Annotated in this window: 20 protein-coding genes and 1 pseudogene; 14 read left to right on the plus strand and 7 right to left on the minus strand. The window is 41.0% G+C overall.

The features are described from left to right. Positions 1-214 precede the first annotated feature (214 nt). The gene (locus tag ACFOU2_RS21230) at positions 215-976 is read right to left on the minus strand and encodes a 3D domain-containing protein (protein ID WP_377918282.1); all 762 of its coding nucleotides are present in this window, start codon (positions 974-976) and stop codon (positions 215-217) included. Between the two features lie 499 nt (positions 977-1,475). Here ACFOU2_RS21230 and ACFOU2_RS21235 point away from each other — a divergent pair, with 499 nt between their 5' ends. Further along, entirely contained in the window at positions 1,476-1,667 is a 192-nt protein-coding gene (locus ACFOU2_RS21235) for a cold-inducible protein YdjO-related protein (RefSeq protein ID WP_377918283.1), read from the plus strand. A gap of 437 nt (positions 1,668-2,104) precedes the next feature. Here ACFOU2_RS21235 and ACFOU2_RS21240 read toward each other — a convergent pair whose 3' ends face one another. Beyond that, the gene (locus tag ACFOU2_RS21240) at positions 2,105-2,263 is read right to left on the minus strand and encodes a YjcZ family sporulation protein (protein WP_377918693.1); all 159 of its coding nucleotides are present in this window, start codon (positions 2,261-2,263) and stop codon (positions 2,105-2,107) included. A gap of 233 nt (positions 2,264-2,496) precedes the next feature. Here ACFOU2_RS21240 and ACFOU2_RS21245 point away from each other — a divergent pair, with 233 nt between their 5' ends. The 8 genes from ACFOU2_RS21245 to ACFOU2_RS21280 all read left to right on the plus strand — a co-directional run bounded on the left by ACFOU2_RS21245 (position 2,497) and on the right by ACFOU2_RS21280 (position 8,893). Continuing rightward, complete coding sequence (locus ACFOU2_RS21245; RefSeq protein ID WP_377918284.1) at positions 2,497-3,756, plus strand: erythromycin esterase family protein; 1,260 nt, start codon at positions 2,497-2,499, stop codon at positions 3,754-3,756. Between the two features lie 87 nt (positions 3,757-3,843). Continuing rightward, positions 3,844-5,040 (plus strand): hypothetical protein, encoded by a 1,197-nt coding sequence (locus ACFOU2_RS21250; protein ID WP_377918285.1) that lies wholly within the window; start codon positions 3,844-3,846, stop codon positions 5,038-5,040. Positions 5,041-5,206: 166 nt separating this feature from the next. Beyond that, positions 5,207-5,962 carry a divergent polysaccharide deacetylase family protein gene (locus ACFOU2_RS21255; protein WP_377918694.1) on the plus strand — a complete coding sequence of 252 codons (756 nt, stop codon included), beginning with the start codon at positions 5,207-5,209 and terminating at the stop codon, positions 5,960-5,962. Positions 5,963-6,138: 176 nt separating this feature from the next. Then, on the plus strand, positions 6,139-6,588 hold the full coding sequence (locus ACFOU2_RS21260) for a hypothetical protein (RefSeq protein WP_377918286.1): 450 nt from the start codon (positions 6,139-6,141) through the stop codon (positions 6,586-6,588). Next, positions 6,576-6,875 carry a YxcD family protein gene (locus ACFOU2_RS21265; protein ID WP_377918287.1) on the plus strand — a complete coding sequence of 100 codons (300 nt, stop codon included), beginning with the start codon at positions 6,576-6,578 and terminating at the stop codon, positions 6,873-6,875. Before ACFOU2_RS21260 ends, ACFOU2_RS21265 begins: the two co-directional genes overlap by 13 nt. Positions 6,876-7,245: 370 nt before the next feature. Then, positions 7,246-7,941, plus strand: coding sequence for a sigma-70 family RNA polymerase sigma factor (locus ACFOU2_RS21270; protein WP_377918288.1), 696 nt, complete (start codon positions 7,246-7,248; stop codon positions 7,939-7,941). Positions 7,942-7,955: 14 nt separating this feature from the next. Beyond that, a complete protein-coding gene (gene clpP, locus ACFOU2_RS21275) occupies positions 7,956-8,549 on the plus strand; it encodes an ATP-dependent Clp endopeptidase proteolytic subunit ClpP (RefSeq protein ID WP_377918289.1) in 594 nt (197 codons plus the stop codon). Between the two features lie 200 nt (positions 8,550-8,749). Further along, entirely contained in the window at positions 8,750-8,893 is a 144-nt protein-coding gene (locus tag ACFOU2_RS21280; protein WP_377918290.1) for a hypothetical protein, read from the plus strand. 78 nt (positions 8,894-8,971) lie between these two features. Here ACFOU2_RS21280 and ACFOU2_RS21285 read toward each other — a convergent pair whose 3' ends face one another. After that, positions 8,972-10,063 (minus strand): PQQ-dependent sugar dehydrogenase, encoded by a 1,092-nt coding sequence (locus ACFOU2_RS21285; RefSeq protein WP_377918291.1) that lies wholly within the window; start codon positions 10,061-10,063, stop codon positions 8,972-8,974. A gap of 104 nt (positions 10,064-10,167) precedes the next feature. Further along, positions 10,168-10,482, minus strand: a complete 315-nt coding sequence (locus ACFOU2_RS21290) for a DUF5634 family protein (protein WP_377918292.1) — start codon at positions 10,480-10,482, stop codon at positions 10,168-10,170. Positions 10,483-10,772: 290 nt separating this feature from the next. Here ACFOU2_RS21290 and ACFOU2_RS21295 point away from each other — a divergent pair, with 290 nt between their 5' ends. Further along, a complete protein-coding gene (locus ACFOU2_RS21295) occupies positions 10,773-12,197 on the plus strand; it encodes an N-acetylmuramoyl-L-alanine amidase (protein WP_377918293.1) in 1,425 nt (474 codons plus the stop codon). 212 nt (positions 12,198-12,409) lie between these two features. Here the strand turns inward: ACFOU2_RS21295 and ACFOU2_RS21300 are convergent, their stop codons facing one another. Beyond that, positions 12,410-13,396, minus strand: coding sequence for a nuclease-related domain-containing protein (locus ACFOU2_RS21300; RefSeq protein ID WP_377918294.1), 987 nt, complete (start codon positions 13,394-13,396; stop codon positions 12,410-12,412). A gap of 232 nt (positions 13,397-13,628) precedes the next feature. Between ACFOU2_RS21300 and ACFOU2_RS21305 the strand changes: the two are divergent. Then, positions 13,629-13,766: pseudogene (locus ACFOU2_RS21305) on the plus strand (SDR family NAD(P)-dependent oxidoreductase); the annotation flags it as partial. Positions 13,767-14,058: 292 nt separating this feature from the next. After that, entirely contained in the window at positions 14,059-14,958 is a 900-nt protein-coding gene (locus ACFOU2_RS21310) for a patatin-like phospholipase family protein (RefSeq protein ID WP_377918295.1), read from the plus strand. Between the two features lie 105 nt (positions 14,959-15,063). Here the strand turns inward: ACFOU2_RS21310 and ACFOU2_RS21315 are convergent, their stop codons facing one another. After that, complete coding sequence (locus ACFOU2_RS21315) at positions 15,064-16,464, minus strand: MFS transporter (protein WP_377918296.1); 1,401 nt, start codon at positions 16,462-16,464, stop codon at positions 15,064-15,066. 488 nt (positions 16,465-16,952) lie between these two features. Continuing rightward, positions 16,953-17,645: an SDR family NAD(P)-dependent oxidoreductase gene (locus tag ACFOU2_RS21320; RefSeq protein ID WP_377918297.1), complete on the minus strand. Its 693-nt coding sequence runs from the start codon at positions 17,643-17,645 to the stop codon at positions 16,953-16,955. A 252-nt stretch (positions 17,646-17,897) separates the two neighbouring features. Here ACFOU2_RS21320 and ACFOU2_RS21325 point away from each other — a divergent pair, with 252 nt between their 5' ends. Then, positions 17,898-19,367: an alkaline phosphatase family protein gene (locus ACFOU2_RS21325; protein WP_377918298.1), complete on the plus strand. Its 1,470-nt coding sequence runs from the start codon at positions 17,898-17,900 to the stop codon at positions 19,365-19,367. A gap of 168 nt (positions 19,368-19,535) precedes the next feature. Continuing rightward, a complete protein-coding gene (locus tag ACFOU2_RS21330) occupies positions 19,536-23,027 on the plus strand; it encodes a BadF/BadG/BcrA/BcrD ATPase family protein (RefSeq protein WP_377918299.1) in 3,492 nt (1,163 codons plus the stop codon). Positions 23,028-23,048: the final 21 nt, after the last annotated feature.

Consider the following 23,048-nt stretch of genomic DNA (forward strand, 5'->3'; position numbering starts at 1 on the left):
AAGAGGTCTATTTTTCACACTATATGGCCGATTCCCGAAAGAAACGACGGCGGGGACCACAATTGTTGGCAGCAACTGCGGTCTTTTTAGTATCATTATATTTATAATACCATCATATCATAAAACGCAGGAAGAAGAAATCAAATTCTCAGTTAGGATGCTGTTAAAATGATGAAAAAAGGTTGCCTCCTAAAGAAGTAACCCTTTTTCATGATTATTCAACTACCTTGACGTTCACTGTTTTAACTCCCCATTGAACTGCTTGGTCCTGAGAAGGTAAGAAAACGTCAATTTTGTTTCCTTTAATCGCTGATCCCGTATCAGCAGCTGTCGCATAACCATAGCCTTCCACATACACTTTTGAACCCAATGGAATGACAGATGGGTCAACAGCAATGACTTTTGATGATGGATTTTCTTTTAGGTTCACACCTGTTGCCGTGATACCTGAGCAACCCTCACAATTGGCTGTATAAGCTGTAGCCGTTACCGTCATCTCTTTACCGGCAGGCTCCTGTGCTGGTTGCTGGCTTGCTGCAGGAGCAGCCGGTTGCGGGGCTGGCGCCGGCACGCTTGTCGCGGCATCGATTTCTTGCTTAGCCGGCGCGATTGCATTTCCGCCGGTTTTAATGGTTAATGAATCACCAGGATGGATTAAGTCGGAAGAAAGCCCATTCACGTTCATTAAGTCTTTGACAGACACTCCATGAGCTTGAGAGATTTTAAATAAAGTATCTCCCTTTTTGACAATATAAGTCGTTTCTTCTGGAGAAACGGTTAAGACTTGTTTAGGATATATCAAATCAGAATTTAATTTATTCCAGTCTTTTAATTGATCGACGGTCGTGTTATGTTCCTGTGCAATCCCCCATAATGTGTCGCCTTTTTTAACTTGATGCGTATCTGCAAATGCTTGTCCTGAAAATCCCGCTGACAGCATAGCTGCTGTTCCCATTGTTAGTGCTAATTTTTTCATATGTATTCTCCCCTTCGTTTCTATGTTTTCTCGATTTCTGTTTCCCATTCTAGCAACCTAAAAAGACAAAGCGATTACAGGGGAGTATTAATTAAGTTACAAAAACAATACAGAGCCTTTTTCCTTTGTAACATTTTTTTGCTGAGTTACTAGAAGATTGAATAGAAAGGCTTTTCTTTGCCATTTAGCCATATCTATTAAAGGATTTTCAGAAATAAAAACGAAAAGTATATAGATGAGAAGTTTGGAAGATGTTAATGTAAACAATCATTTTTATATATCAATTCAATTCGGGGATTTTCTTCATTTGCTTGCATTGCTGTTTGGCTTATATATGATCAAAAGAGAGAAACAAAAAAATCGGGTGACACACTAGAAAAGGTACATCTTGAGACATCCAATTTATAATAAAGGGAACTTCACTCGGCTGGGGACTGTGTCGTTAGAACGGGATAAAAAAAGAATAGCTGTGCATACTAAGAAAAAAGGAGTTTTGCTCATGTACTTTGCTAAGAAGGGGAAAGAAGAGATTGTTAACATAATTGAAGATACAAATGTATATGCATGCGAATCCGATACATGCAACGGCTGGATGAGAGAGGAATTTTCTACACCGGATTTATCATGTCCAATCTGTGGCAGCGATATGAAAGCAGAAGTACGTGGATTACCAAAAATAAAAGTGGATTAAAAACGATTGGAAAAGATCCTTTTTTTGCTTTTCCCAAATCATGACAAAAAACAGCGCGATTACTATCGCGCTGTTTTTTGTTTGGTGTGGCTTTATTCGCACATTTGAACAAACCCAAACAAAAACTATTTATGAGGCGATTGAACTGTGTGCTAAATAAACAATTAAAACTAAAAATCAAAATCAAACAAGAGTCACACAATTATCCTATAGTCTAGAAAGCATGTCCATCAATTTCCTCTTTAAGCGTATGAAAGAATCCGTAAACAGATATGTTTACATAATTATATTATTGTCATACCTTTTGAGTCATCCTCCTGAAAGGGACCCGTCATGAAAATCCTGCAAATTCAAAGAATTCCGTGACGGGTCCTTTCAGTAAAGATCAACTTTTGCCATTGATTAGAGACTTATGGGACAGCCTCTTTTAATCATTATTAATAAAAACCATATCCGTAACCGTAGCCGCAACCGCAGCCGCCATAGCAGCTAGCACCAATGATGATTAATAAGATAAATAACACTACTAATAAAGCAAAGCCTCCACCGTAACCGAAACCTGTAGCTGCACCTGCAACCGGAGCACTCACGCTTATTCCTCCTTTTTAAACTTGGATTCTTTAGGAATCACTAAGCAGTAATGTAATGATTCTCTTTATAGTACGTATAGAAGGAATTTATGAGCCAGTCTTGTTAAAAAATGAGTTTACCCCTTACAGTCAGGCCTCCTGGAACTCCGGTTAAGATGAATCATATCATGATAAATTTTCCATTTCTTTTCTGGTGGTTTCAAGGAAATCATAAGAAAAATGGGATGGAAGGTGAAAAAATGTCCGATTACCAAACGATGGTCCAGGCAATTGAAGAACAGGCTATCCGATTTGATCATTATGACGATTTAGATGCAATCGTAGAAGCTATTGGAGAGGCAAAATATGTTTTGCTGGGGGAAGCTTCCCATGGTACATCCGAATTTTATACAGTAAGGGCAGAGCTCTCCAAGAAATTAATTGAAAAGAAAGACTTTTCCTTTGTAGCTGTAGAAGGAGACTGGCCTTCCAGTTTTACTGTAAACCGCTATGTAAAGGGATACGATAGGATGTCTCCATTAGATGCTTTAAAGGATTTCGACCGCTGGCCTACATGGATGTGGGCAAATGAAGAAATCTTATCCTTTATACAATGGATTCAAAAATACAATCAATCATCAAAAAAAAAGGCAGGGTTTTATGGAATAGATGTCTATAGTCTTTGGGAATCCATGGAGGAAGTCATCCACCAACTTGAGAAAAAGGGATCAAAGGATATCGAAACGGCGAAAAAAGCTTTTTCTTGTTTTGAGGCACATGATCGCAGACCTGAAAACTACGGCATCCATGCTGCCTTTTACGGGGAAGATTGCGTCGATGAAGTGATGCGACTATTGATCAAAATCCGTCAAAATCGCCTGACATACCAAGATGAACATGAGACCGCTTTAAACCTTGAGATTAACGGACTGGTGACAGTGAATGCCGAACGATATTACAGAGCGATGGTACAGGGCAGACCGGATGATTGGAATATCCGTGACCATCATATGGTCAGTGCCCTGGAGCAAATTGTATCGTATTACGGGGATGATGCGAAAGCCATCGTTTGGGAACATAATACCCATATTGGAGACGCAAGAGCAACAGATATGGTTGATGAAGGATTGGTAAATGTAGGTCAAATTTTGCGTGAAAGAGCGGGTCATAAAAATGTATTTTCTCTTGGATTTGGTACCCATAGAGGAACCGTCATTGCGGCGAGAAAATGGGGAGAGGCAATCGAAAAGATGCCGGTGCCTTCAGCTGAAAAGGGAAGTTGGGAAGATTTGATGCATCAAACAGGGGCCTTCAATAAGATCTTACTTTTCAATCAGAAAAATAGAGCCTTATTTAGTCAACCAATCGGACATCGCGCCATCGGAGTCGTCTATCATCCTGAATATGAATATCTTGGGAACTATGTTCCTTCAAAAATGTCGGATCGATATGATGCTTTTATCTACATAGACGAAACAAAAGCTCTAAATCCGCTCATCACCGAGAGAGCTTTGTCCTAAAAAGATTTTATGAAAGCATAATAGTCATTTACTTGACCATAATGAACATTTTAAAGCAGACACTTTCTTTTCATTGGAGGAGATGTAATGGAATCGATGACTTTTGTTCTTTTTGGAGCAACAGGAGACTTAGCTAGAAGAAAAATCTTTCCTGCGTTGTATCAGTTATTTCTTGAGCAAAAACTCCCTTCCTCTGTAGCGATCATCGGGTCGGCAAAAGGGGAGAAAACAGATGAAGAGTTTCGTGCCGATATTCATGACTCCTTAGAAACCTTTTCAAAACAAGTGGACGAGCTGGATCCGAACTTTGACGATTTTCTTGATATGTTTCATTATTGTGCCCTTGATGCCCGCAACAAGACAGATTACCGCAAGTTGCTGGAATTGGTCCAAAACCTTCAAACATTAAGGTTTGCCAATTCGATATTTGAACCTCTATGGAACCATCATCATATCGTGAATGTTCAAATTACGGCCAGTGAATTAGTAGGAGTGGAAGGAAGAGCGGATTATTACGAGAAATCAGGTGCTCTTCGTGATATGTTTCAAAATCATTTACTGCAGATCTTGATGTTGGTCGCAATGGAGCCCCCAAATGGAGAAACAGACGAAAGAGTTCATGAGAAGAAAAAAGACGTCTTGACATCATTAAGACCCATTCATCGGGACAATACAGCCAAACACATCATTCGGGGACAATACGGACAAGGCGAAACGGATGGTCATCGCGTAATCGCTTATAGGCAAGAACCGGGCATTGATCCTCTTTCCCAAACCGAAACATTTATCGCTGCCCGTTTATATATCGATAATCCCCGCTGGTCAGGGGTTCCCTTTTATATTCGAACAGGTAAGCGCATGAACAAAAAGATGACGAAAATTGTCGTGGAGTTCAAACAACCAATAAATAGATCATCGAATCAAAAGAATGAAGGGCTGCCACCGAATTTATTGGAAATCCAAATCAGTCCATCCAATACCGTTTCATTCCGAATTAATAGTAAAGATTTAGTTGAGGATGAAAAAACAGAACAAGTGGAGCTCGATTTCAAAGAGGCATCTAAAGATGTGCAAGAGGCATATGAACGCTTGCTTTTTGATGCATTTAAAGGAAATGACACTTTCTTTGCCCGTTGGGGAGAAGTAGAAGCAGCCTGGAAGTTTGTTCAGCCAATCTTGGATGCTTTTCAAGAAGGCCTGTCATTATATGAATATCCGGCAGGATCAAGAGGACCGAAAGTTTCTCACAAATTGCTGCAGGAAGATGGATTCAAATGGTGGTAAGAGGACGCCTGGAAGCATGTTTTTTACGTTTTCAGACCGCCATTTTCATCGCGCAGGCGAGGGCGTGAGAGCTTTCAAGCGCCGGGATGATTCCCTCTAGCAAAAATGGACATGATAAGAAAAAGGAGTGAGTGATTTGAAAACAATCTCGGCTTTCGTTCTTCTCATGATTATATTCACAACTTCCGTTTATGGAGAAAAGCCTTCTCAAACTTCCATTCCTCAAAAGGAACTAGCCATTGTCATTGATGATTTTGGCAACAATATGCAAGGGACAGATGAGATGTTAAAACTTCCCGCCACATTGACCATTGCCATCATGCCGTTCCTTGAAACAACCGTGGAAGATGCCAAACGAGCTCATCAATATGGACATGAAGTGATTGTTCATTTGCCAATGGAACCGATGAAAGGGAAGAAGAGCTGGCTCGGCCCAGGTGCGATTACGACAGATTTAAGCAACCAGGAGATTCGCAAAAGAGTGGAGGCTGCAATTGATGCGATTCCGCATGCTGTTGGCATGAATCATCATATGGGCTCAAAAGCCACCGCAGATGAACGGGTGATGCGCATCGTGCTGGAAGTATGCAAAGAAAGAGGCCTTTTTTATCTTGATAGCAAAACAACGGGAAAAAGCGTCATTCCCAAATTAGCGAAAGAGCTGAACATTCCTTATTTAGAAAATGAACTGTTTTTTGATGATATCTACACGACCCAGCATATCGTCAAACAAGCCAACATTTTAGCGAGAAAACTAAAAGATGATCAACAAATGATTGCCATCGGCCATGTCGGCATAACGGGGCCAAAAGTCGTTAACGTATTAAGACAATACATTCCGGTCTACGAGCACGAAGCAAAAATTGTTCCGTTATCAGAACTCATTCCGGAATATAAAGTGATTAACAAAAGCATGCCGTAAATGGCGTGCTTCTTTGTTTGTTGATTCAATGTTTGGAATATTGATCAAGAAAACTTTTTTTAAAATTTTTGAAACCTCTTAATAGGAAGATACGTATATACTAGAAGAAGATCAGATTCTAGCATCATACCTGAATACATTAGATGATACAGCTTATTTTAAGGGGGAAAATGAAAGTGATCAAAAAATTAATGACAGCAGTTATGGCAGCAGCCATTGCGTTTACACCTGTTGGCGGAGCCGTGTTTCATGATGAGGCAACTGTAGTAAGTGCCAAATCATATAAATCAGGTAAGAGATCATTTAATTTAAACAACAGCGGCGCATCAACAAGTACGCCTAAGAAAGACACACAAACGAACTTTTTCAATAAAAAATCCACCACTCCATCTAAAAGTACTGTAACGAAGTCAAGAAAAGGAGGCATCATGAAAGGTCTTCTATTCGGTGGACTTGCAGGATTGCTGCTTGGCAGCCTTTTAGGCAACCTTGGCATCTTAGGCAGCATTATTGGTCTATTTATTAATATCATGGCCATCGCCTTGTTGATTTCCATCATTCGTAAAATCTTTGTCCACTTTAAAAAGAAACGTAAAGAAGAGGAAATGAATCCATGGAGAGGCTAAAAATTTCAGAACAGGATATTGTAAATGCCCTTTGTTTATACATTGCGAATAAAAAGCAAGTAGAACCTCAGGAAGTAGAAATCGAACTCATGTATGATGACGATTACGGTTTCTCAGCTGAATCCTATGTTCATGGGCGCAAACAAGTGCTGATTACAGCCAATATTATAGAAGCTCTTCGTCTTTGGCTCGATACACAATTCGGTATAGATCCATTTGGCGCGGGGTTGGAACTAAAGTTGGATGATGACGAAGGCATCATTGCCTATGCGCGAATCAACCGTTAACAAAGAACGAGAGGTATCCTCTCGTTCTTTCTTAGGTTATCGTTTTCAATATTTCATGTTAACATGGATTTAAAAAAGACAAAGGATACATAGTTGAAGAAATGAAAGTGTCATCTAAATTTCAGGCAAATGCTCATTCTATGTTAAAAATTAAAAAAGAACAATAAAAAGGGCAGCGTTACACGTTGTCCTTTTTCAATCATCTCAAACCACAAAACAACCGCTCTTTATAACAAATCCCTTTAAATCAGTGATCTTGCTAAACATCATTACTAACCTTTTTTAACTTAACAAAAAAGTGTTTCCTGCCCGTAACTTTTTACGTCGTTTTTGCGTTCCTTTTATAGAGAGCTCTAAAGGAGTGATGATAGTGAAAACCAAGCTTGGAAATGGCCGGACGTCAAGTATGGATGCTGTACAGCCACATTCATCTTATATAATGGAACATTATTCTGCATTAAAGCGCTATTGTTGTTATTTAACAGGAAGTCGCTGGGATGGGGAAGATTTGGCCCAAGAGGCGATAGCCAAAGTTTATAAGAAATATGTAAAGGAAGATTGTAAAGAGAATGACATCAGCCTTTCTTTATTGTACAAAGTAGCCAGAAATCAGTGGGTGGATCAACTACGCACAAAAAAGGGAGAAGTCAAGTTGAGCGCTGAACCATCTTATGACCCGTTTACTTATCTTCCTGAATTGGATTCATTGGTAAAAGCAATGCTTTCCCATTTGACTCCGAGTCAAACTGTTATGTTTGTTTTAAAGGAAGTGTTTCAGTACAGTCTATCAGACATTGCCAACCTCTTCTCCTCATCAGAGGGAGCTGTCAAATCTGCAATTTTTCGCACGCGAAACCGATTGAAATCGCTGAAAGAACAGAAGGACGATACGAAGGGAGAAAAAACGGAGTTATATGAAGTGCTCGTTGAAGCCATCCACGCACAAAAACCGGAACTAATCATCCGCTTCATTCCAACTCTTCTTTCTGCGCAGTCTGTAAAGCCGATTTATCCGGCGCAGCGAAAACATGCAGGTTCTCAACCGACTATGAAACTTGCTGCTTAACTTAAAGGCAGGAAATGGAGGAACAGATGAATACAATTCCATATGTCATTGAACAAACGAAAATGGGGGAAAGGTCTTATGATATCTATTCCCGCTTATTAAAAGACCGTATTATTATCATTGGTGATGAAATTAATGATCATACAGCCAGCAGTGTGGTGGCCCAACTTTTATTTTTGGCGGCGGATGACCCGGAGAAAGACATTTCCATCTATATTAACAGTCCCGGCGGCTCCACCTCTGCGGGGTTTGCCATCTTTGATACGATGAACTACATTCAACCGGACGTAAGGACGATCTGCATCGGGATGGCAGCTTCCTTCGGTGCTCTGCTGCTCCTTGCCGGAACAAAAGGGAAAAGGTTTGCCCTTCCAAATAGTGAAATCATGGTCCATCAACCGCTTGGTGGAGCAAAAGGCCAGGCGACGGAGATTGAAATATCCGCTAAACGAATTTTGAAACTAAAAGAGCATATCAATCACATCATAGCAGAACGAACCGGCCAGCCTGTTGAGAAAATTGCCCACGATACAGAACGTGATTATTTCATGTCTGCCGAAGAAGCAAAAGAATATGGGATCATTGACCACATCATCGGCCATCAATAAAAAGAGCAGTAGCAAAAGAGCGTAAGACCTAGCCTTTTAGAAAGGAGTTCTCTTCATGCGGGGCAAAACAAAGAGACTAATCTGAATGAGTCTCTTTGTTTTTTGGGTCAAGATCGGTTTATAGTGCCTGCCATTCGAATGGCAAGAGGGAATGAAGTGCATATTAATCTTAAGACCATCAAGAAGGGAGTTCTATTATCGTGAAAAAAGAATCGAATCAGCCTCAGCAAAAGACCACTGACGAAATGAATGACGAGATAAAATGGCTCTACAATCACATTACCAGCGAGAAGACCGGCCAACCTGTTCCTCAGCCGAAAGATTATGATGAAATCGAGTATTAATATTCACCTCATATATAAAAGTATAGCAGGAAAAATACCGCCGATTCATCTGGAATCGGCGGTATTTTTAGGTGAAACTTAATTTTTTAATGGCAATCGATAAAGCCGATCATCATTCTCGGCAGGGGTACCGCGACCGTCACGATTATTGCTGATAAAATAAAGCTGATCCTTGTCAATAAAGGAATCCCGCATGCGCCCACCATTATCAAATACGGTCTCAATCGTCTTCTTTTGAAGATCAAATGCCATAATGCGAGAACCTGCCAGTGCAGCGACATACAGTGTTCCTTGATGATAATCCATGCCCGCCGGCGCCCATGTCACATCCCCGGAATGAAACAACGGTGTCTTCATTCCTTTGGCCGTTTTATCCCCCTGAATAACCGGCCAACCATAATTTTGTCCTGGTTCGATTTTGTTGATTTCATCATGAGCGCTTTGGCCATGTTCCGAGCTGTATAATGTTCCTTGTTCGTCCCATGCAAGGCCTTGCGGATTTCGGTGGCCGTACGAATATATATACGATTGGGGGAATGGATTATCATTCGGGATGGAACCGTCCAGATTCATTCGTAAAATTTTACCGCCAAGACTCGAACGATCTTGCGCACTATCTGGGCTTAATGCATCACCTGTTGTCACATACAGCTTTCCGTCTGGACCGATTTTCATGCGCCCGCCGTTATGGAGTTTTGCTCCAGGAATGTTTGAAATCAGTTCTTTTTTCTCGACCCACTGATTTCCCGTTTGCTCCATTAAGACGACGCGATTGTAAATGGTGTTTCCTTCCTTGAATGTATAATAGGCAAAGGCCTGTGGTTTATCGGGAAAGTCAGGGGAGAGGACAAATCCGAGAAAACCGCCTTCACCTTCGAGATGAAGGCTTTTAGCGAGCTTTATTTTCTGGATGTCAACGGCACGCGTTTCCTCATCAAACTTCACGATAGGCCCTTTTCGTTGACTTATGTACATCACATTATGGTGCTTGGTGATGGACCACGGAATGTCCAATTTCTCGATCAATGTCTCGGGCTCTGTTGTCATGACATGTGCCGTTTCTCGGCCAGAGTGGTTTTTGTGACTAGCAGGTGGGGACTCTGTCTCCTTTTGCGACCATGTACAACCGGATAGAAAGAGAAGGGCCATCCCGATAGAGAGAATCTTCATCACAGCAGCCTCCTTAAATAAGCTTTTCCTTCATCATATCATATTTCCAATCATTGGATGAAGTTAACAAGAAGGGAAAGGCTGTGACATCCAAAAGAATGGATTTAACTGGCATTCTCTTCATTCTGCAGTACCTTAAATGCTTCTTTGACATTTTTATATGTCCCCACATTTTTTTCATTAATCAGCATTTCCCATTTATTCGAATAGGCAGCGAAGCGTTCGGCCTTATCTTTGATGAAAGGTACTTTTATGACAACTTGTTTTCCGTCTTTTTTAAAACGATAACCAAGGTAAAAGACCTCCTGTTCCGTTTCTTCGGTATACATTTCGATTGGTTCAATTCGATATTCTTTTTCAAACAGTTTAATCAAGCGTTTTTTATCATTGTAAACAGTATCCCAGCTTAAAAACAACATCAACACCACACCTTTTCCACTTTTTATGTAGTATTTTCCATTTCTGTAAAAAAACAAACCTTTATTTCCTAAAATGACATCTTCTCATTTACAAATTCTTTCTGTTTTTTGTGAAATAAGATAGACATTTTGCTAGAATATTAAGTTTGAATGGATATTTCGTCTCAAATATGAAAAAGACCTCCATAAAGAAAATCCTCTACACGAATTACTATCTTGTTTCCAAAGCGCATTTCTTCTGAGGAAGGTGCTTGGAAATATTTAGATAGATTGAAGGAGGATTAAATTGAATGAAGTTTTTGGAGAAAGTGAAGCATACATTTTCTCTCTCTAAAAAGATTATGGGATTAACCGCTTTAGGCATTTGCGCGGGAATGTATGTTTCAGGCTCTGCCCATGCTGAATTTAGTGATTTCAATAAAACACAGCCGGGTGGTGCTGAAGTCTTTTACTTGTACGACAGGGACATCATTAATGGATACCCGGATGGGACATTTCGTCCGGAAAGCGATGTGAAGCGGGGACAAGCGGTCGTGATGTTAGGAAGGGCCCTGAACTGGGATATTTCGCAAACGAACACATCACCCTTTAAGGATGTTCCAGCTAATAATGACGACAATCGATACATAATAGAAGGGGCCAAAAGGGGAATTGTATCAGGCTATGACGATGGAACCTTTCGTCCGTATGCGTCGTTGACAAGAGGACAGATGTCGGCCATCTTGCAGAGGGTTTATAAGTATCCGACACATTTTACCATTCCTTTCGCTGATGTAAAAAGCACTCATTGGGCGTATTCACCGATTCAGGCACTTGCTTCAAACGGTGTGGTCACGGGATATACAGACAATACCTTCAAACCGCAGCAGTATATAAGCAGAAAACACTACAGCATGATGCTGGCAAGAACACTACAGCCAAGTTTCAGGCCGCCAATGTATATGAAAGTGAAGGCGGGAACGACTAAACTCAATGTGTACAGCCAGCCTAACACAACAAGCACGATCACAGGAGCACTATATGAAAAAGCGCTTGTTCAGATTACACCTACAAGCACAAAAGGCTGGGTCAAAATAAACTATAAAGACATCACCGGCTATGCGCCATTAAGCTACCTGGAGTATTATCGACTAAAAGGTCTTCCGTTAGAGAAAAGAGTAGTGGTGGTAGATGCTGGTCACGGCGGGACAGACAGCGGTGCTGTGTACGGGTCTTTAGTAGAAAAAGACATCAATTTAAAGGCGTCTTACTATTTGAAAACAGAGCTTGAAAAGAGAGGAGCCACCGTCTATTTAAGCCGTCCTACCGATACCTTCGTTACGCTGAATGACAGAGCGACTTTCTCTTCACCAAGAAGAGCGGACATTTTCATTAGTATTCACGCAAACGCAACAGCATCACACACGGCAAATGGCACTGAAACATACTACAACGATCAATTATACGAAGGGGATGTCAATCCTTATCCGGAAGAAAGCAAAAAGTTAGCTTATGCTCTTCAAGTACAGCTGGACAAGCTTCCGACTAAGAACTTAGGAATCAAACAAAACGAATTTTATGTGTTGCGGAAAAATACCGTTCCGGCCGTATTGGTAGAACTCGGCTTCATTGATGGCCGATATGACTCCAAATATTTAGCTGACAGCAATTTTTTGCGTCAATCCGCTGTTTATATGAGTGAGGGAGTCGTCAATTATTTTAAATCAATCGATTAAAAACAAAAGAGGATGACTCAAAAGACATACCTTTTGAGTCATCCTCCTGAAAGGACCCGTCATGAAAATCCGGCATAATCAGCGGATTCCGTGACGGGTCCTTTCAGTAAAGATCAACTTTTGCCATTGATTAGAGACTTATGGGACAGCCGCTTATGCGTAAAGAATTTGACATGGGCGTTTTTGGCTCATGTCAAATTCTTTACGTGGATTTATATATTAACCGTGTCTTTCGCATAGTGGACATGTTCAATCAAAGATTTGATTTCAAGTAAATCAGCCGCATGGTAGATGGTCGGCTTTTGCAATTCCGCTTCGAAAAAAGCGCACAACTCTTTCTCGTTTGTCAGACGGATGACCGATTCATCATCAGACAGATCGATCAACCCATGCGTTTTCTGATCCCCATTTTGGTATCCAAAATACATAACCGGTGTAATAAAATCCGCTTTCACTCCCATTTTCTTGCTCAAGAAATCACATAAAATCCGAGATGTATATTTTATTTGCTTTGTCAGTTCTCCCTGGGCTTTCACTTGAATCACGGGAGTAAATTCATCATGCTCATCGACCGAATGACTGGAAACAAACACGAAGGATTGCTCCTTGGATTTGACGTACGATTTTTCATTGATAAGATCTAAAAGGAAAGAAAAGTCACCTGCATTCTCTGTATTTAATCCGTGTATCACTTTCCCTTTCCAGTATTTCGTCTGTACAACATAGATGCCCGTCGGCAACAGCACGAGATGATCAATTTTTCGCGTTTTTAAGCCGTATTCAGAGTGAAAGGGGATAAAGGAATTGGGGATAATAAGCATGTTTGATTCTTCTATTTTTCCCTCTCTCATCAAACGTTCTTTAAAATCGTGCAACGTTTGATGGGTTTTTACTTCCCCGATGTTTCGCGAATACGATTGCAATTCATATATGTATTGATTCAACTGGTCGATTGAGCCATTTAAACGTTCTGTCTCCAGATAATGCTGTTGCTGTAATTGGAATCGCTCTTCCTCATACTGTTGTTCGAGCAACGCCTGTTTTCCTTGAAAATCCTCGATTGTAGCTGCTATTTCATGTTCATGTCGATGAAGCATCTCCTGTTTTTGCAATTTCAATATTCTCGATTGACGATAAATGATATAACCAGTCGTTAGTAGAGTTATTGTCAGCAATACAATGATTATGATATAAGCCACTTACCAACATCTCCCTCTATTTATGCCTATGCTTCAATTATACATAGTTAAGAAGGGTTGGAAAGCTAGAAATGTAGAATTATGACTTTATAACCATTTGGATTTATATATACGTTCAATTTAATGGATCAACGTGGATTCATATAAACCAGAGGTTTAAAAAAACGTTCAATTAAGATAAAATGCAATCAGGTCTATGTCATCAATTGTAGAATGGGAAGAGGAGAGCGGAATGAAAGAACGGGTTGCCGTCATTACAGGGGCTTCTAACGGATTCGGGCTGCTGACATCACTGGAATTGGCCAATCGAGGCTTCCGGGTGGTAGCTGCGATGCGAAATACAGAAAAAGGAGTTCATTTATTACAAGAAGCAAAAACAATCGGGATTGAATCAAGGGTGGAGATCCAAGAATTAATGGAACCCGGTTCCTATAAGACAAATATTTGGTCAACGGGAAAACATGTTGCCGCATCATCTTTAATACCGGAATCTCCTTATTTTACATATATGAGCAGCATTGAGAGCTATTTGGAAAAAAGGCTGGATACATACGGAGATCCAAAGGAAGTGGCGAACAAAATAGCCGATACATACAAAAATCATCGGGAGGGTATGTGGATATTTATTTTACCTTTCTTGAAGAGACAAAAGAGGGAGTTTTATGGACAATATCGGATTAGTTTTAGAAGGTGGAGGGATGAAGGGCTTATATACCGCCGGGGTTCTCGAGTTTTTTATGGAACAAAATTTGTTTTTTCCATATGTGATCGGTGTATCAGCCGGTGCTTGCATGGCAGCCTCCTACTTATCACGGCAAAAAGGAAGAAATAAAAAAGTGAACATTGGGCTTGCCAACGATCCCCGCTATTTATCGTTTCGAAATTTCATACGCAAACGGCAGCTATTCGGGATGGACTTTTTATTTGATGAAATTCCGAATAAGATTGTACCGTTTGATTTTGAAACCATGTTGAACGGGAACGAACAATTTGTGGTAGGGACGACGGATTGCGATACAGGTAAGGCAGTTTATTACAACAAGAAGGAACATGGGAAAGACATCTTACAAATTATTCGTGCCTCAAGTTCAGTACCCCTGATTGCTCCTGCTGTGGAGTATGACGAAAAAAAACTTCTTGATGGGGGAATTGCAGATCCGATTCCTCTAAAAAAAGCGCAATATGATGCCTTTCAAAAAAACGTAGTCATCATGACAAAACCGAAAGGCTATCAAAAACAGCGCAGCAGGCTTTCTTCCATTACAAGGTTCGTGTATCGAAGCCATCCCAATTTGTCCTCATTGCTTGATGAGCATTATTTGCTTTATAACGAAACATTATCCTATCTTCAATCGGAAGAACAAAAAGGAAATGTCTATGTCATCCAACCAAGTACCGATATCCCGCTAAGTGGAATCGAACGAAATCAACAGCGATTAACTTATATGTATGAGCTGGGGTATCAGGATGCAAAACGGCAATTCGAGTCATTAAAACGGTGGATTAACCATGGAGAATGTAACATCCATCCGGAAATCAATGGACTTTATCAAAGAACTTAGTATTCCTAAAAGCACTTACGAAAAGATGGAAAAAAGCCGATATTCGTTATCGGCTTTTTGGGCTCTATCCCGAATATAGAATTTACTAAAAGTAAACTGGTATCGTTACACGCGCTTTTTTCGATTACGTATCCAACAAAATTGATTGATTACAATCAACCCGATCATGATGCCGGCAAACCATTCAATTGCTTGGGCAAGACCTATCCATTGTCCGATACAGCCAAGTGTAAGGACAGGAATACTGATACCCAGATATGTCACAACAAAAAAGGAAGAAACGATATTCGCACGCCTTTCATCTGGTGAGACCTGATTGATATATACCAAACTACCCGCATAACTTGGCCCGTTTCCTAATCCAATAAAGACCGTAGTTAGAATGAGAAAAAATAAAGAGTTTGTAAATAAGGTAACGAGCATACCGGCTAAACCGAGAACCAGAAAAACATTCCCAATTGCAATTATCCGAAAAGACGGATGACGTTTCAATATGATTTGATGAATGGTTGATAATCCAAGAACTAAAGCGACCATTGTACCGGATAGACTAAGACTTGATGTACTGATAAAAAGATTGAGATATGTAGGCATCACTGACAACATCAAACTCATAATCGCCCAGGACAGAAAGGATGTTGATGCCGACAAGGTGAAAGGTTCCTGGAGGTCCTTGGGAATGGACGGAAGTTGAATAGGCAATGAGCGTTCCGAAACCGCTTTCTTTTCTAAAATAAAACATAGTCCGACCATCCCAACAATGGCAAGTGAAATATGCGTTAAATAAGAAAGCTGCATCGGATACGGTGCATATTCTCCAAGGTAGCCAGAAATAAGAGGGGCCAAGGCATTTCCAAGTGTTCCAGCAATCGCTGCAATAAATGCACTTTTCACTTTATCTTGTTGATCATGAAACCTGGTCATTGCATCAACCGCTACCCCATTTAAAATCCCAACCGACAAACCTTGTAAAAGGCGGGACAATAGTAGCCCATTCACCCCATGAGATAAAGCAAACCCAATTGATCCTAAGATTGAACAGAAAACACCTGTAAGAAGCACTCTTTTTCTTCCGATTCGCTTGGATATTTGACCCACCGTGATAATCGTTGGAATTACAATCAACGCATAGAGGGCATACATAAATGTCATCATTCCTGAAGATAATTGCCATTCTGCCCGATACAAGGCGTAAAGGGGAGCTGGGAGATTGGTGCCAAGCAAAGTAATAAACAAACAGTATGCAACCAGCCAGAACGAAAAACGACGTTGAGCGTTCGCATCCACATCCACCACAGGAGATAACATCCTGACCTGCTCCAAGATACTTACGAGCTGTTCTTCTCCGATGGTCGCCGCAATTTTAATTTTGGTGAGGTCGGAGCTTCTATGATTCCTAGCCTTTATTTTTTCGATATTATAGCCTGGACGACCGAATAAATCCGATAGTTGAGCCAAAACGCCCGGCTGGTTTTTAACAATGACCGATATGATGTGTGTTGACACTCTTATCATTCCTTTCCGCTGCAATGAGCCGATATCCAGGTCCCCTATAAACTTAGAAAGACAATTCTTAACCTCTTAAAGACTACTATCTCTATAAACTTCAGATATATTTTGTTTGAAGCAAAGTTTGCAATGAACACCCCCCCTTTTTTAGTAGTTATTATAATACTTACTATAAATAAGAATTTAGTTCTGTCAATCGATAATTTACCAATAAATCACAAAAAAAGGAAAAAATAACATTTTTTGTAGGTTTATTAGGATCATTAAACAACAAATCATTAAAAAACCCATCTTAAATTCGAACTAAGATGGGTTATCGTTAAATTTTATATATAAATCTACATAAATCCTTTGTAAGCTCATTCAAGATGAAAAAACAGAAAGGCGCAAATAGAAGAAGGACCGGTGACAAAGGTTAAAAAATGAAGTTGGATTTATATATAAAATGACAAATTAAGATGGCTTAGGCTGACGGCAACGGATTGTTATTGTGAAACAAGATCACCAATTTGAATGACTCTTTTCTCATGGATATTCGTATTTTTTGCCAATTGAACTAAATAGGGAGCAACAGTGGCAGGGTCTTCTCCGAATGCTTGCAATTCCGTTTTCATGAAACCTGGATTAAATACATATGCGGCGATCCCATGTTTGTGTTCTTCATCATCAACGGAGTATGTTAAGGCTTCCATTGCTGCTTTACTCGCACAATAAGCTCCAAATCCGGCTGCCCCTTCTCTAGCCAGTCCTGATGTAATATTAATGATTTTTCCAGAACGCTGTTTTCTCATGATGGGCAAACACTCTCTCATCATCAAAAAAACACTCGTCACATTATTATTCATCTGATATTCCCATGAATCCAACGAAGTATCCGCTATATCATATTGTTCAAATACGGCGGCATTATTAATTAATAAATCAATTTGACCAAACTTGGCGTATGCCCCTTGAACAAGCATTTTGACATCCGATTCAACGGAAACATCGGCACGGATTGGAAGGATCGTTCCATAAGAAGGCTTTGAAACCGAATTTTCCACCTTTTCCAGTTTTGCAAATCGACGTCCGCATATGATGACATTCGCCCCTTTTTTCGCAAAGGCAAGAGCCGTTTCTTTTCCGAGCCCGCTTCCTGCCCCCGTCACAATCACCGCTTTGCCTTTAAGCTCATTCATCTTTTTCCTCCTTACCTTAAATCAGTAATGATAAAAGTTATTATCATTACATGATAATATGCTATAAATGTGAATATTTTTTGAATATGCATTCATCAATTCGGTGACAGATATAAACGGCAGAGAGACGGTTTGCTTTTCTGATTGATGCGGAAATCGATATGGTAGTGTCAATTAATTTATTCAGGATATGATTATTTTATTAAAATAAACAAATTCTATTTAAATAAACGACTAAGGGATGGATAAAACATGGCAACACACGCTAAAAAGAAACATGTCATTATGCTTATTGTTGACTCCTTAATGGATCCACCTTTGCAAGAAGCTGTAACAAAGGGAAAGGTTCCCGCATTGCGTTTTTTTATGGAACACGGGAGGCATTTTCCGAATGTCGTAAGTTCCTTTCCTACGATGTCCGTAAATATCGACAGCACCCTTCTAACCGGTACGTATGCTGATATTCATAAACTTCCCGGATTAGTATGGTTTAGTGAGAAAGAAAAACGTCTCATTAATTACGGCACCCATATTAAAGAACTGACAAAGCTGGGTCTTGTAAATTGGATGAAAGATATCCTTTATCATTTAAACAATGATCATTTAAGCAAAGATATCAAAACAATTCATGAAGAATTGGCCGACAACGGAAAAACGTCTGCTTCCATTAATGCATACGTTTATCGCGCAAGGACACAACATTATTTAAAACTCCCCAAATTATTAACGTTTTTTACATCACTGGGTAATAACCGGGCAATCTACGGGCCCAAGCTGTTTAGTTACGGGGCTTTATTCCGGCTTAATCCATTGAAGCGCAATAACCACTTTTGGCAAAAATATGGGTTTAATGATAAGTTTTCCGCTCGGGAATTAATATATCTTATTCAAAACAACAAACTTCCTGCTTTTACAATCGTTTATTTTCCCGACCTCGACCATAGCGTTCATAAAAGAGGACCACTGGATATAAAAGGGATTAAAAAAATAGACAAGCAGCTTCAAAAAGTACTCAATACATATGGGTCCTGGGATGAAGCCTTAGAAGAAAATTATTGGATCGTGATGGGTGACAGCGGCCAGGCACCAATCGATACAGTTCGAAAAAAAGCATTAATAGATTTAAAACAGGTACTTCATCCATACCGCATTATGAAATTAAAAGAAGGGATAAAAAACGATGACCAAATTGTCCTTGGCATAAATGAACGAATGGCATTTGTTTATTCATTAAATCCCAAGCAATTACCGCTTTCCACCATCGCGAAAACGTTACAAAATGACGACAGGATTGATGTGATTGCATGGAAGGAAAGAGAATCCATCAGTGTGATATCCGGCGCAAAAGCCGGGGAGCTCAACTTTAAAGCTAACGGCGAATATACGGATAAATATGGACAATCCTGGTCTGTAATGGGAGATCCAGGGATTTTAGATCTCACATTAAAAAACAATGAAATTCTGTATGATACCTATCCTGATGCATTAAGCCGGCTGCAAAGCGCACTTACTTCCCATGAAGGAAGCTATCTTGTTATAAGTGCAAAACCTGGCTTTGAATTTGTAGGCGAAGGCTCTCCAACCCATGTAGGGGGTGCCAGTCATGGAGGGTTGCATAAACAAGATTCGCTCGTGCCGATGATCGTAACCGGTACGAATTCGTCGCCAAAACATTTACGGATTATGGATTTAAAGGATTGGATTTTAACACTTATCGATTGATACAGATAGCCAACCTTCTAGTTGCTTTGAAATAAAATTATACACATATATTAAACATTAATGTCTGGAATGTTCGTTCAAGAAAAGAAAAAAGGTTTTCACTATGAATATGTTGTTTAGTTAATTAGCATAATAAAAATTGTAATTTAATGGTGAGGAAGTGACTTTATGGAGGACGGAATCCAAAGCCTTCATTCCTTGTTTATAGGAATTGACGTCGGTTCAACAACCGTCAAGGCTACAGTGGTAAACCCAGATAATAAAGAAATCCTTTGGTCTGATTATCAGCGGCACAATACGAAACAGGCTGAAATGGTCCAGGAATTTCTAATTCGGATCGGGCAGGAGTTTTCCGATGTAAAGAAGGAAGATATACGCGTGTTTATTACCGGATCCGGCGGAGGGCCCATTGCTGAGCATATCGGAGCCAAGTTTGTCCAGGAAGTGAATGCGGTTACAATGTCGGTGGAACAGCTTCACCCGGATGTTGGTAGTGTCATAGAACTAGGAGGACAAGACGCCAAGATCATTATTTTTAAAGAAAACGAAGAAACCGGAGACAAGCAGGCAATTACGTCCATGAATGACAAATGTGCCTCTGGTACGGGTGCCACGATCGATAAATGCATGATTAAAGTCGGAATGCCAGAAGAGGAAGTAGCAAAGCTGGCATTTGATGATTCAAAGCTTCATCATGTTGCAGCCAAATGCGGTGTATTTGCTGAAACAGACATTGTGAATCTGGTGAAAAGCAGTATTCCGTCATCTGAAATTATGTGTTCACTGGCGGATGCCATTGTCATGCAGAATCTTTCTGTATTGACCCGCGGGAATACATTGCGGCATAAGGTTTTACTATTAGGAGGGCCCAATACATATTTGCCTTTTCTGCAGCAATGTTGGCGAAAACGAATTCCGGAATCATGGGAACAGCGAGGATACGATTACCCTAAAGACATCCCGCTTGAAGAGTTGATTTTCATCCCGGAAAATGCCCAGTATTATGCGGCTTATGGTGCCGTTATGTATGGTTTGCATGAACCCCAGGGAGTAGGCGTTTACAAAGGTTTGGAAGAGTTAAAGACTTTTATTACCCACGGCCGTAAAGCGAAGCTCGGGGAAAAGGCGGGCGCTCCTCTAGTGAAAAGCGTGGAAGAATTAGAACAATTTCGCCGCCAATACAGTATTCCGAAGTTTATACCGGCTGCGTTTGAACCGGGTCAGACGATTAGAGCTGCCATTGGTCTTGACGGAGGTTCTACCTCATCGAAGGCCGTATTGGTCGATACGAATGGCACGATTCTGTTGAAAGAATACCAGCTGTCTAAAGGAAATCCGATTCAAGATACGAAAGAGCTTCTCGGACGTATTTACGATAAAGTTCATGCAGCCGGCGCCAAACTGGAAATCATCGGGTTCGGGGCCACAGGATATGCGGCCGATGTTCTGGAAAAAACATTAAAAGCAGATGTGAACATCGTGGAAACGGTCGCCCATATGATGAGTGCCGTCCACTTTTTTGGTGATATTGATGTGATTTGTGATATTGGAGGACAGGACATTAAAGTCCTCTTTCTCAAAAACGGGGATATCCGCAATTTTCGTTTGTCCAACCAATGTTCAGCCGGAAACGGCATGCTTTTGCAGGCAATGGCTGACCAATTCGGGATTCCTGTTCAAGAATATGCCGAAACAGCATTCAAGGCCAATCTGAGTCCGAAATTTTCCTATGGCTGTGCCGTATTTCTTGATTCGGACCGTGTAAACTTCCAGAAGGAAGGCTACGCGAAAGAAGAACTGTTAGCGGGACTAGCCATGGTCTTGCCAAAAAATGTGTGGCAGTATGTTGTCCAAATTCCGCGCATGGCTGAACTGGGCCGGAAGTTTGTCCTGCAAGGCGGAACGCAGCATAACCTGGCTGCCGTCAAAGCGCAAGTCGACTATATTAAAGAACGGGTTCCGGATGCTGAGGTGTATGTCCACCCGCATACGGGCGAAGCGGGTGCGATCGGAGCGGCGATGGAAACCCTTCGTGTCGTGAAACGCAGAGGGTATTCTACGTTTCTTGGGCTGGACGCTGCGATCGGTATGCAATATATGTCCCGCAATGATGAATCGACACGCTGCAACTTTTGTCCGAACAATTGCAGCCGCACGTTTATTGACACTTCTACCCCTGATGGCCAAACAGCTCGTTATATTTCTGGTTTTAGCTGTGAAAAGGGAACGGTAGAAGACAAAGAAGCAATGGTACAGTTGACTAAAGAGCGTAATCAGTTAAAAAAACAATACCCGAATCTCGTCGAATATGAAGCGCGTCGCATGTTTCAGCATTTTTATGATGCCGCTCCTTTGCCGGAAGAAGGGCATATGGTTGAGGATGTAAAGGTAAAATCAGGCTGGCTTGGCACAAGAAGAGCGAAATATACCCGTCCGTTTCAACATTCTTCAGCCGAGATAATGGAATGGCGGAAACAGCTTCGTATCGGGATTCCAAAAGTGCTCAATATTTGGTCTACGGCCCCTTTTTGGCGGACTTATTTTGAGACGCTGGGCGTCAGTGAGCGCGGCATCGTATTTAGTGACTATACGAGTGAGGAAATGTGGCAGGAGGGAGGAAAGTACGGATCCATCGATCCATGCTATCCATCAAAAGTGGCGCAGGCACATGTGCATAATTTGTTATTTAAGCACCATCGCGAAAATAAGCCGCTCCATGCGATCGTTTTCCCATGCATTACCCATATTCCAACCCATCTGAACAATGTGATGGACTCCTCGAGCTGTCCGATTGTGGCGGGGGCTCCAAACGTAATCAAAGCAGCGTTTACAAAAGAAACGGACTTTTTCAAGACAAGGGGAATTACGTATTTTGATCCGGCAGTCACGTTCACGGAGCCGAATATGCTGAAAAAGCAGTTATATGAGGCGTTTAAGGATTTCCTGCAAATGACGGAGGACGAAAGTGATTTTGCGGCAGAAGAGGCTTGGAAAGCAATGGAGCTTTTTGATGCTGAAATGCAAGAAAGAGGCAGAATGATTTTGGAGCAGGTAGAAGCAGAAAATAAGCTGGCCATTTTGATGATCGGTCGTCCTTATCATTCAGATCCGGGTCTTAACCATGGCGTGTTAGACGAGTTTCAAGTGTTGGGCTATCCGATTCTTTCGATGCGCTCCATTCCGAAAGACGAAGCCTGGCTGCGCCGCTTCTTTAAAGAAGATTTGGAAAGTGAAAGAGTGAAATATGCGTTGGAAGTAACGGATGTATGGCCGGAAAACTTTAGTTCCAATAGTGTACAGAAAGTGTGGGCCGCTAAATTTGCCGCCCGCCATCCACATGTGGCCGTATTGGATTTATCCAGCTTTAAATGTGGACATGATGCCCCGACATACGGGCTGATTGACTCGGTTATATCAACAGCTGGAACGCCTTATTCCGCCCTTCATGATATTGATGCGAATAAGCCAAGCGGTTCGATCAAAATTCGTGTCAAAACGTATGCCCATAGCCTGGGACTTCATGAAGAGCGCCTGGAAGATTTAGCGCGCAGAAAGAGGGAATTAGAGCTTCTCATTGAGAAAAAACGTCATGAATTGATGCGTGGCCCGATTCATGAGCGGTTTAACAGCTCTCCTGAGAGAAAAGCGATATCTGAATAATGATCCAAAGGAGTCGATATA

Source organism: Bacillus songklensis, assembly GCF_042649685.1.
In the GTDB taxonomy this organism is placed as follows: Bacteria; Bacillota; Bacilli; order Bacillales; family Bacillaceae_H; genus Bacillus_BA; species Bacillus_BA songklensis.

Bases quoted from the DNA above. Each gene is read 5' to 3' on its own strand.
- ACFOU2_RS21230 (WP_377918282.1), bottom strand. From the start codon at position 976: ATGAAAAAATTAGCACTAACAATGGGAACAGCAGCTATGCTGTCAGCG.
- ACFOU2_RS21235 (WP_377918283.1), top strand. From the start codon at position 1,476: ATGTACTTTGCTAAGAAGGGGAAAGAAGAGATTGTTAACATAATTGAA.
- ACFOU2_RS21245 (WP_377918284.1), top strand. From the start codon at position 2,497: ATGTCCGATTACCAAACGATGGTCCAGGCAATTGAAGAACAGGCTATC.
- ACFOU2_RS21250 (WP_377918285.1), top strand. From the start codon at position 3,844: ATGGAATCGATGACTTTTGTTCTTTTTGGAGCAACAGGAGACTTAGCT.
- ACFOU2_RS21255 (WP_377918694.1), top strand. From the start codon at position 5,207: ATGATTATATTCACAACTTCCGTTTATGGAGAAAAGCCTTCTCAAACT.
- ACFOU2_RS21265 (WP_377918287.1), top strand. From the start codon at position 6,576: ATGGAGAGGCTAAAAATTTCAGAACAGGATATTGTAAATGCCCTTTGT.
- clpP (WP_377918289.1), top strand. From the start codon at position 7,956: ATGGAGGAACAGATGAATACAATTCCATATGTCATTGAACAAACGAAA.
- ACFOU2_RS21285 (WP_377918291.1), bottom strand. From the start codon at position 10,063: ATGAAGATTCTCTCTATCGGGATGGCCCTTCTCTTTCTATCCGGTTGT.
- ACFOU2_RS21290 (WP_377918292.1), bottom strand. From the start codon at position 10,482: ATGTTGTTTTTAAGCTGGGATACTGTTTACAATGATAAAAAACGCTTG.
- ACFOU2_RS21295 (WP_377918293.1), top strand. From the start codon at position 10,773: ATGAAGTTTTTGGAGAAAGTGAAGCATACATTTTCTCTCTCTAAAAAG.
- ACFOU2_RS21310 (WP_377918295.1), top strand. From the start codon at position 14,059: ATGGACAATATCGGATTAGTTTTAGAAGGTGGAGGGATGAAGGGCTTA.
- ACFOU2_RS21320 (WP_377918297.1), bottom strand. From the start codon at position 17,645: ATGAATGAGCTTAAAGGCAAAGCGGTGATTGTGACGGGGGCAGGAAGC.
- ACFOU2_RS21325 (WP_377918298.1), top strand. From the start codon at position 17,898: ATGGCAACACACGCTAAAAAGAAACATGTCATTATGCTTATTGTTGAC.
- ACFOU2_RS21330 (WP_377918299.1), top strand. From the start codon at position 19,536: ATGGAGGACGGAATCCAAAGCCTTCATTCCTTGTTTATAGGAATTGAC.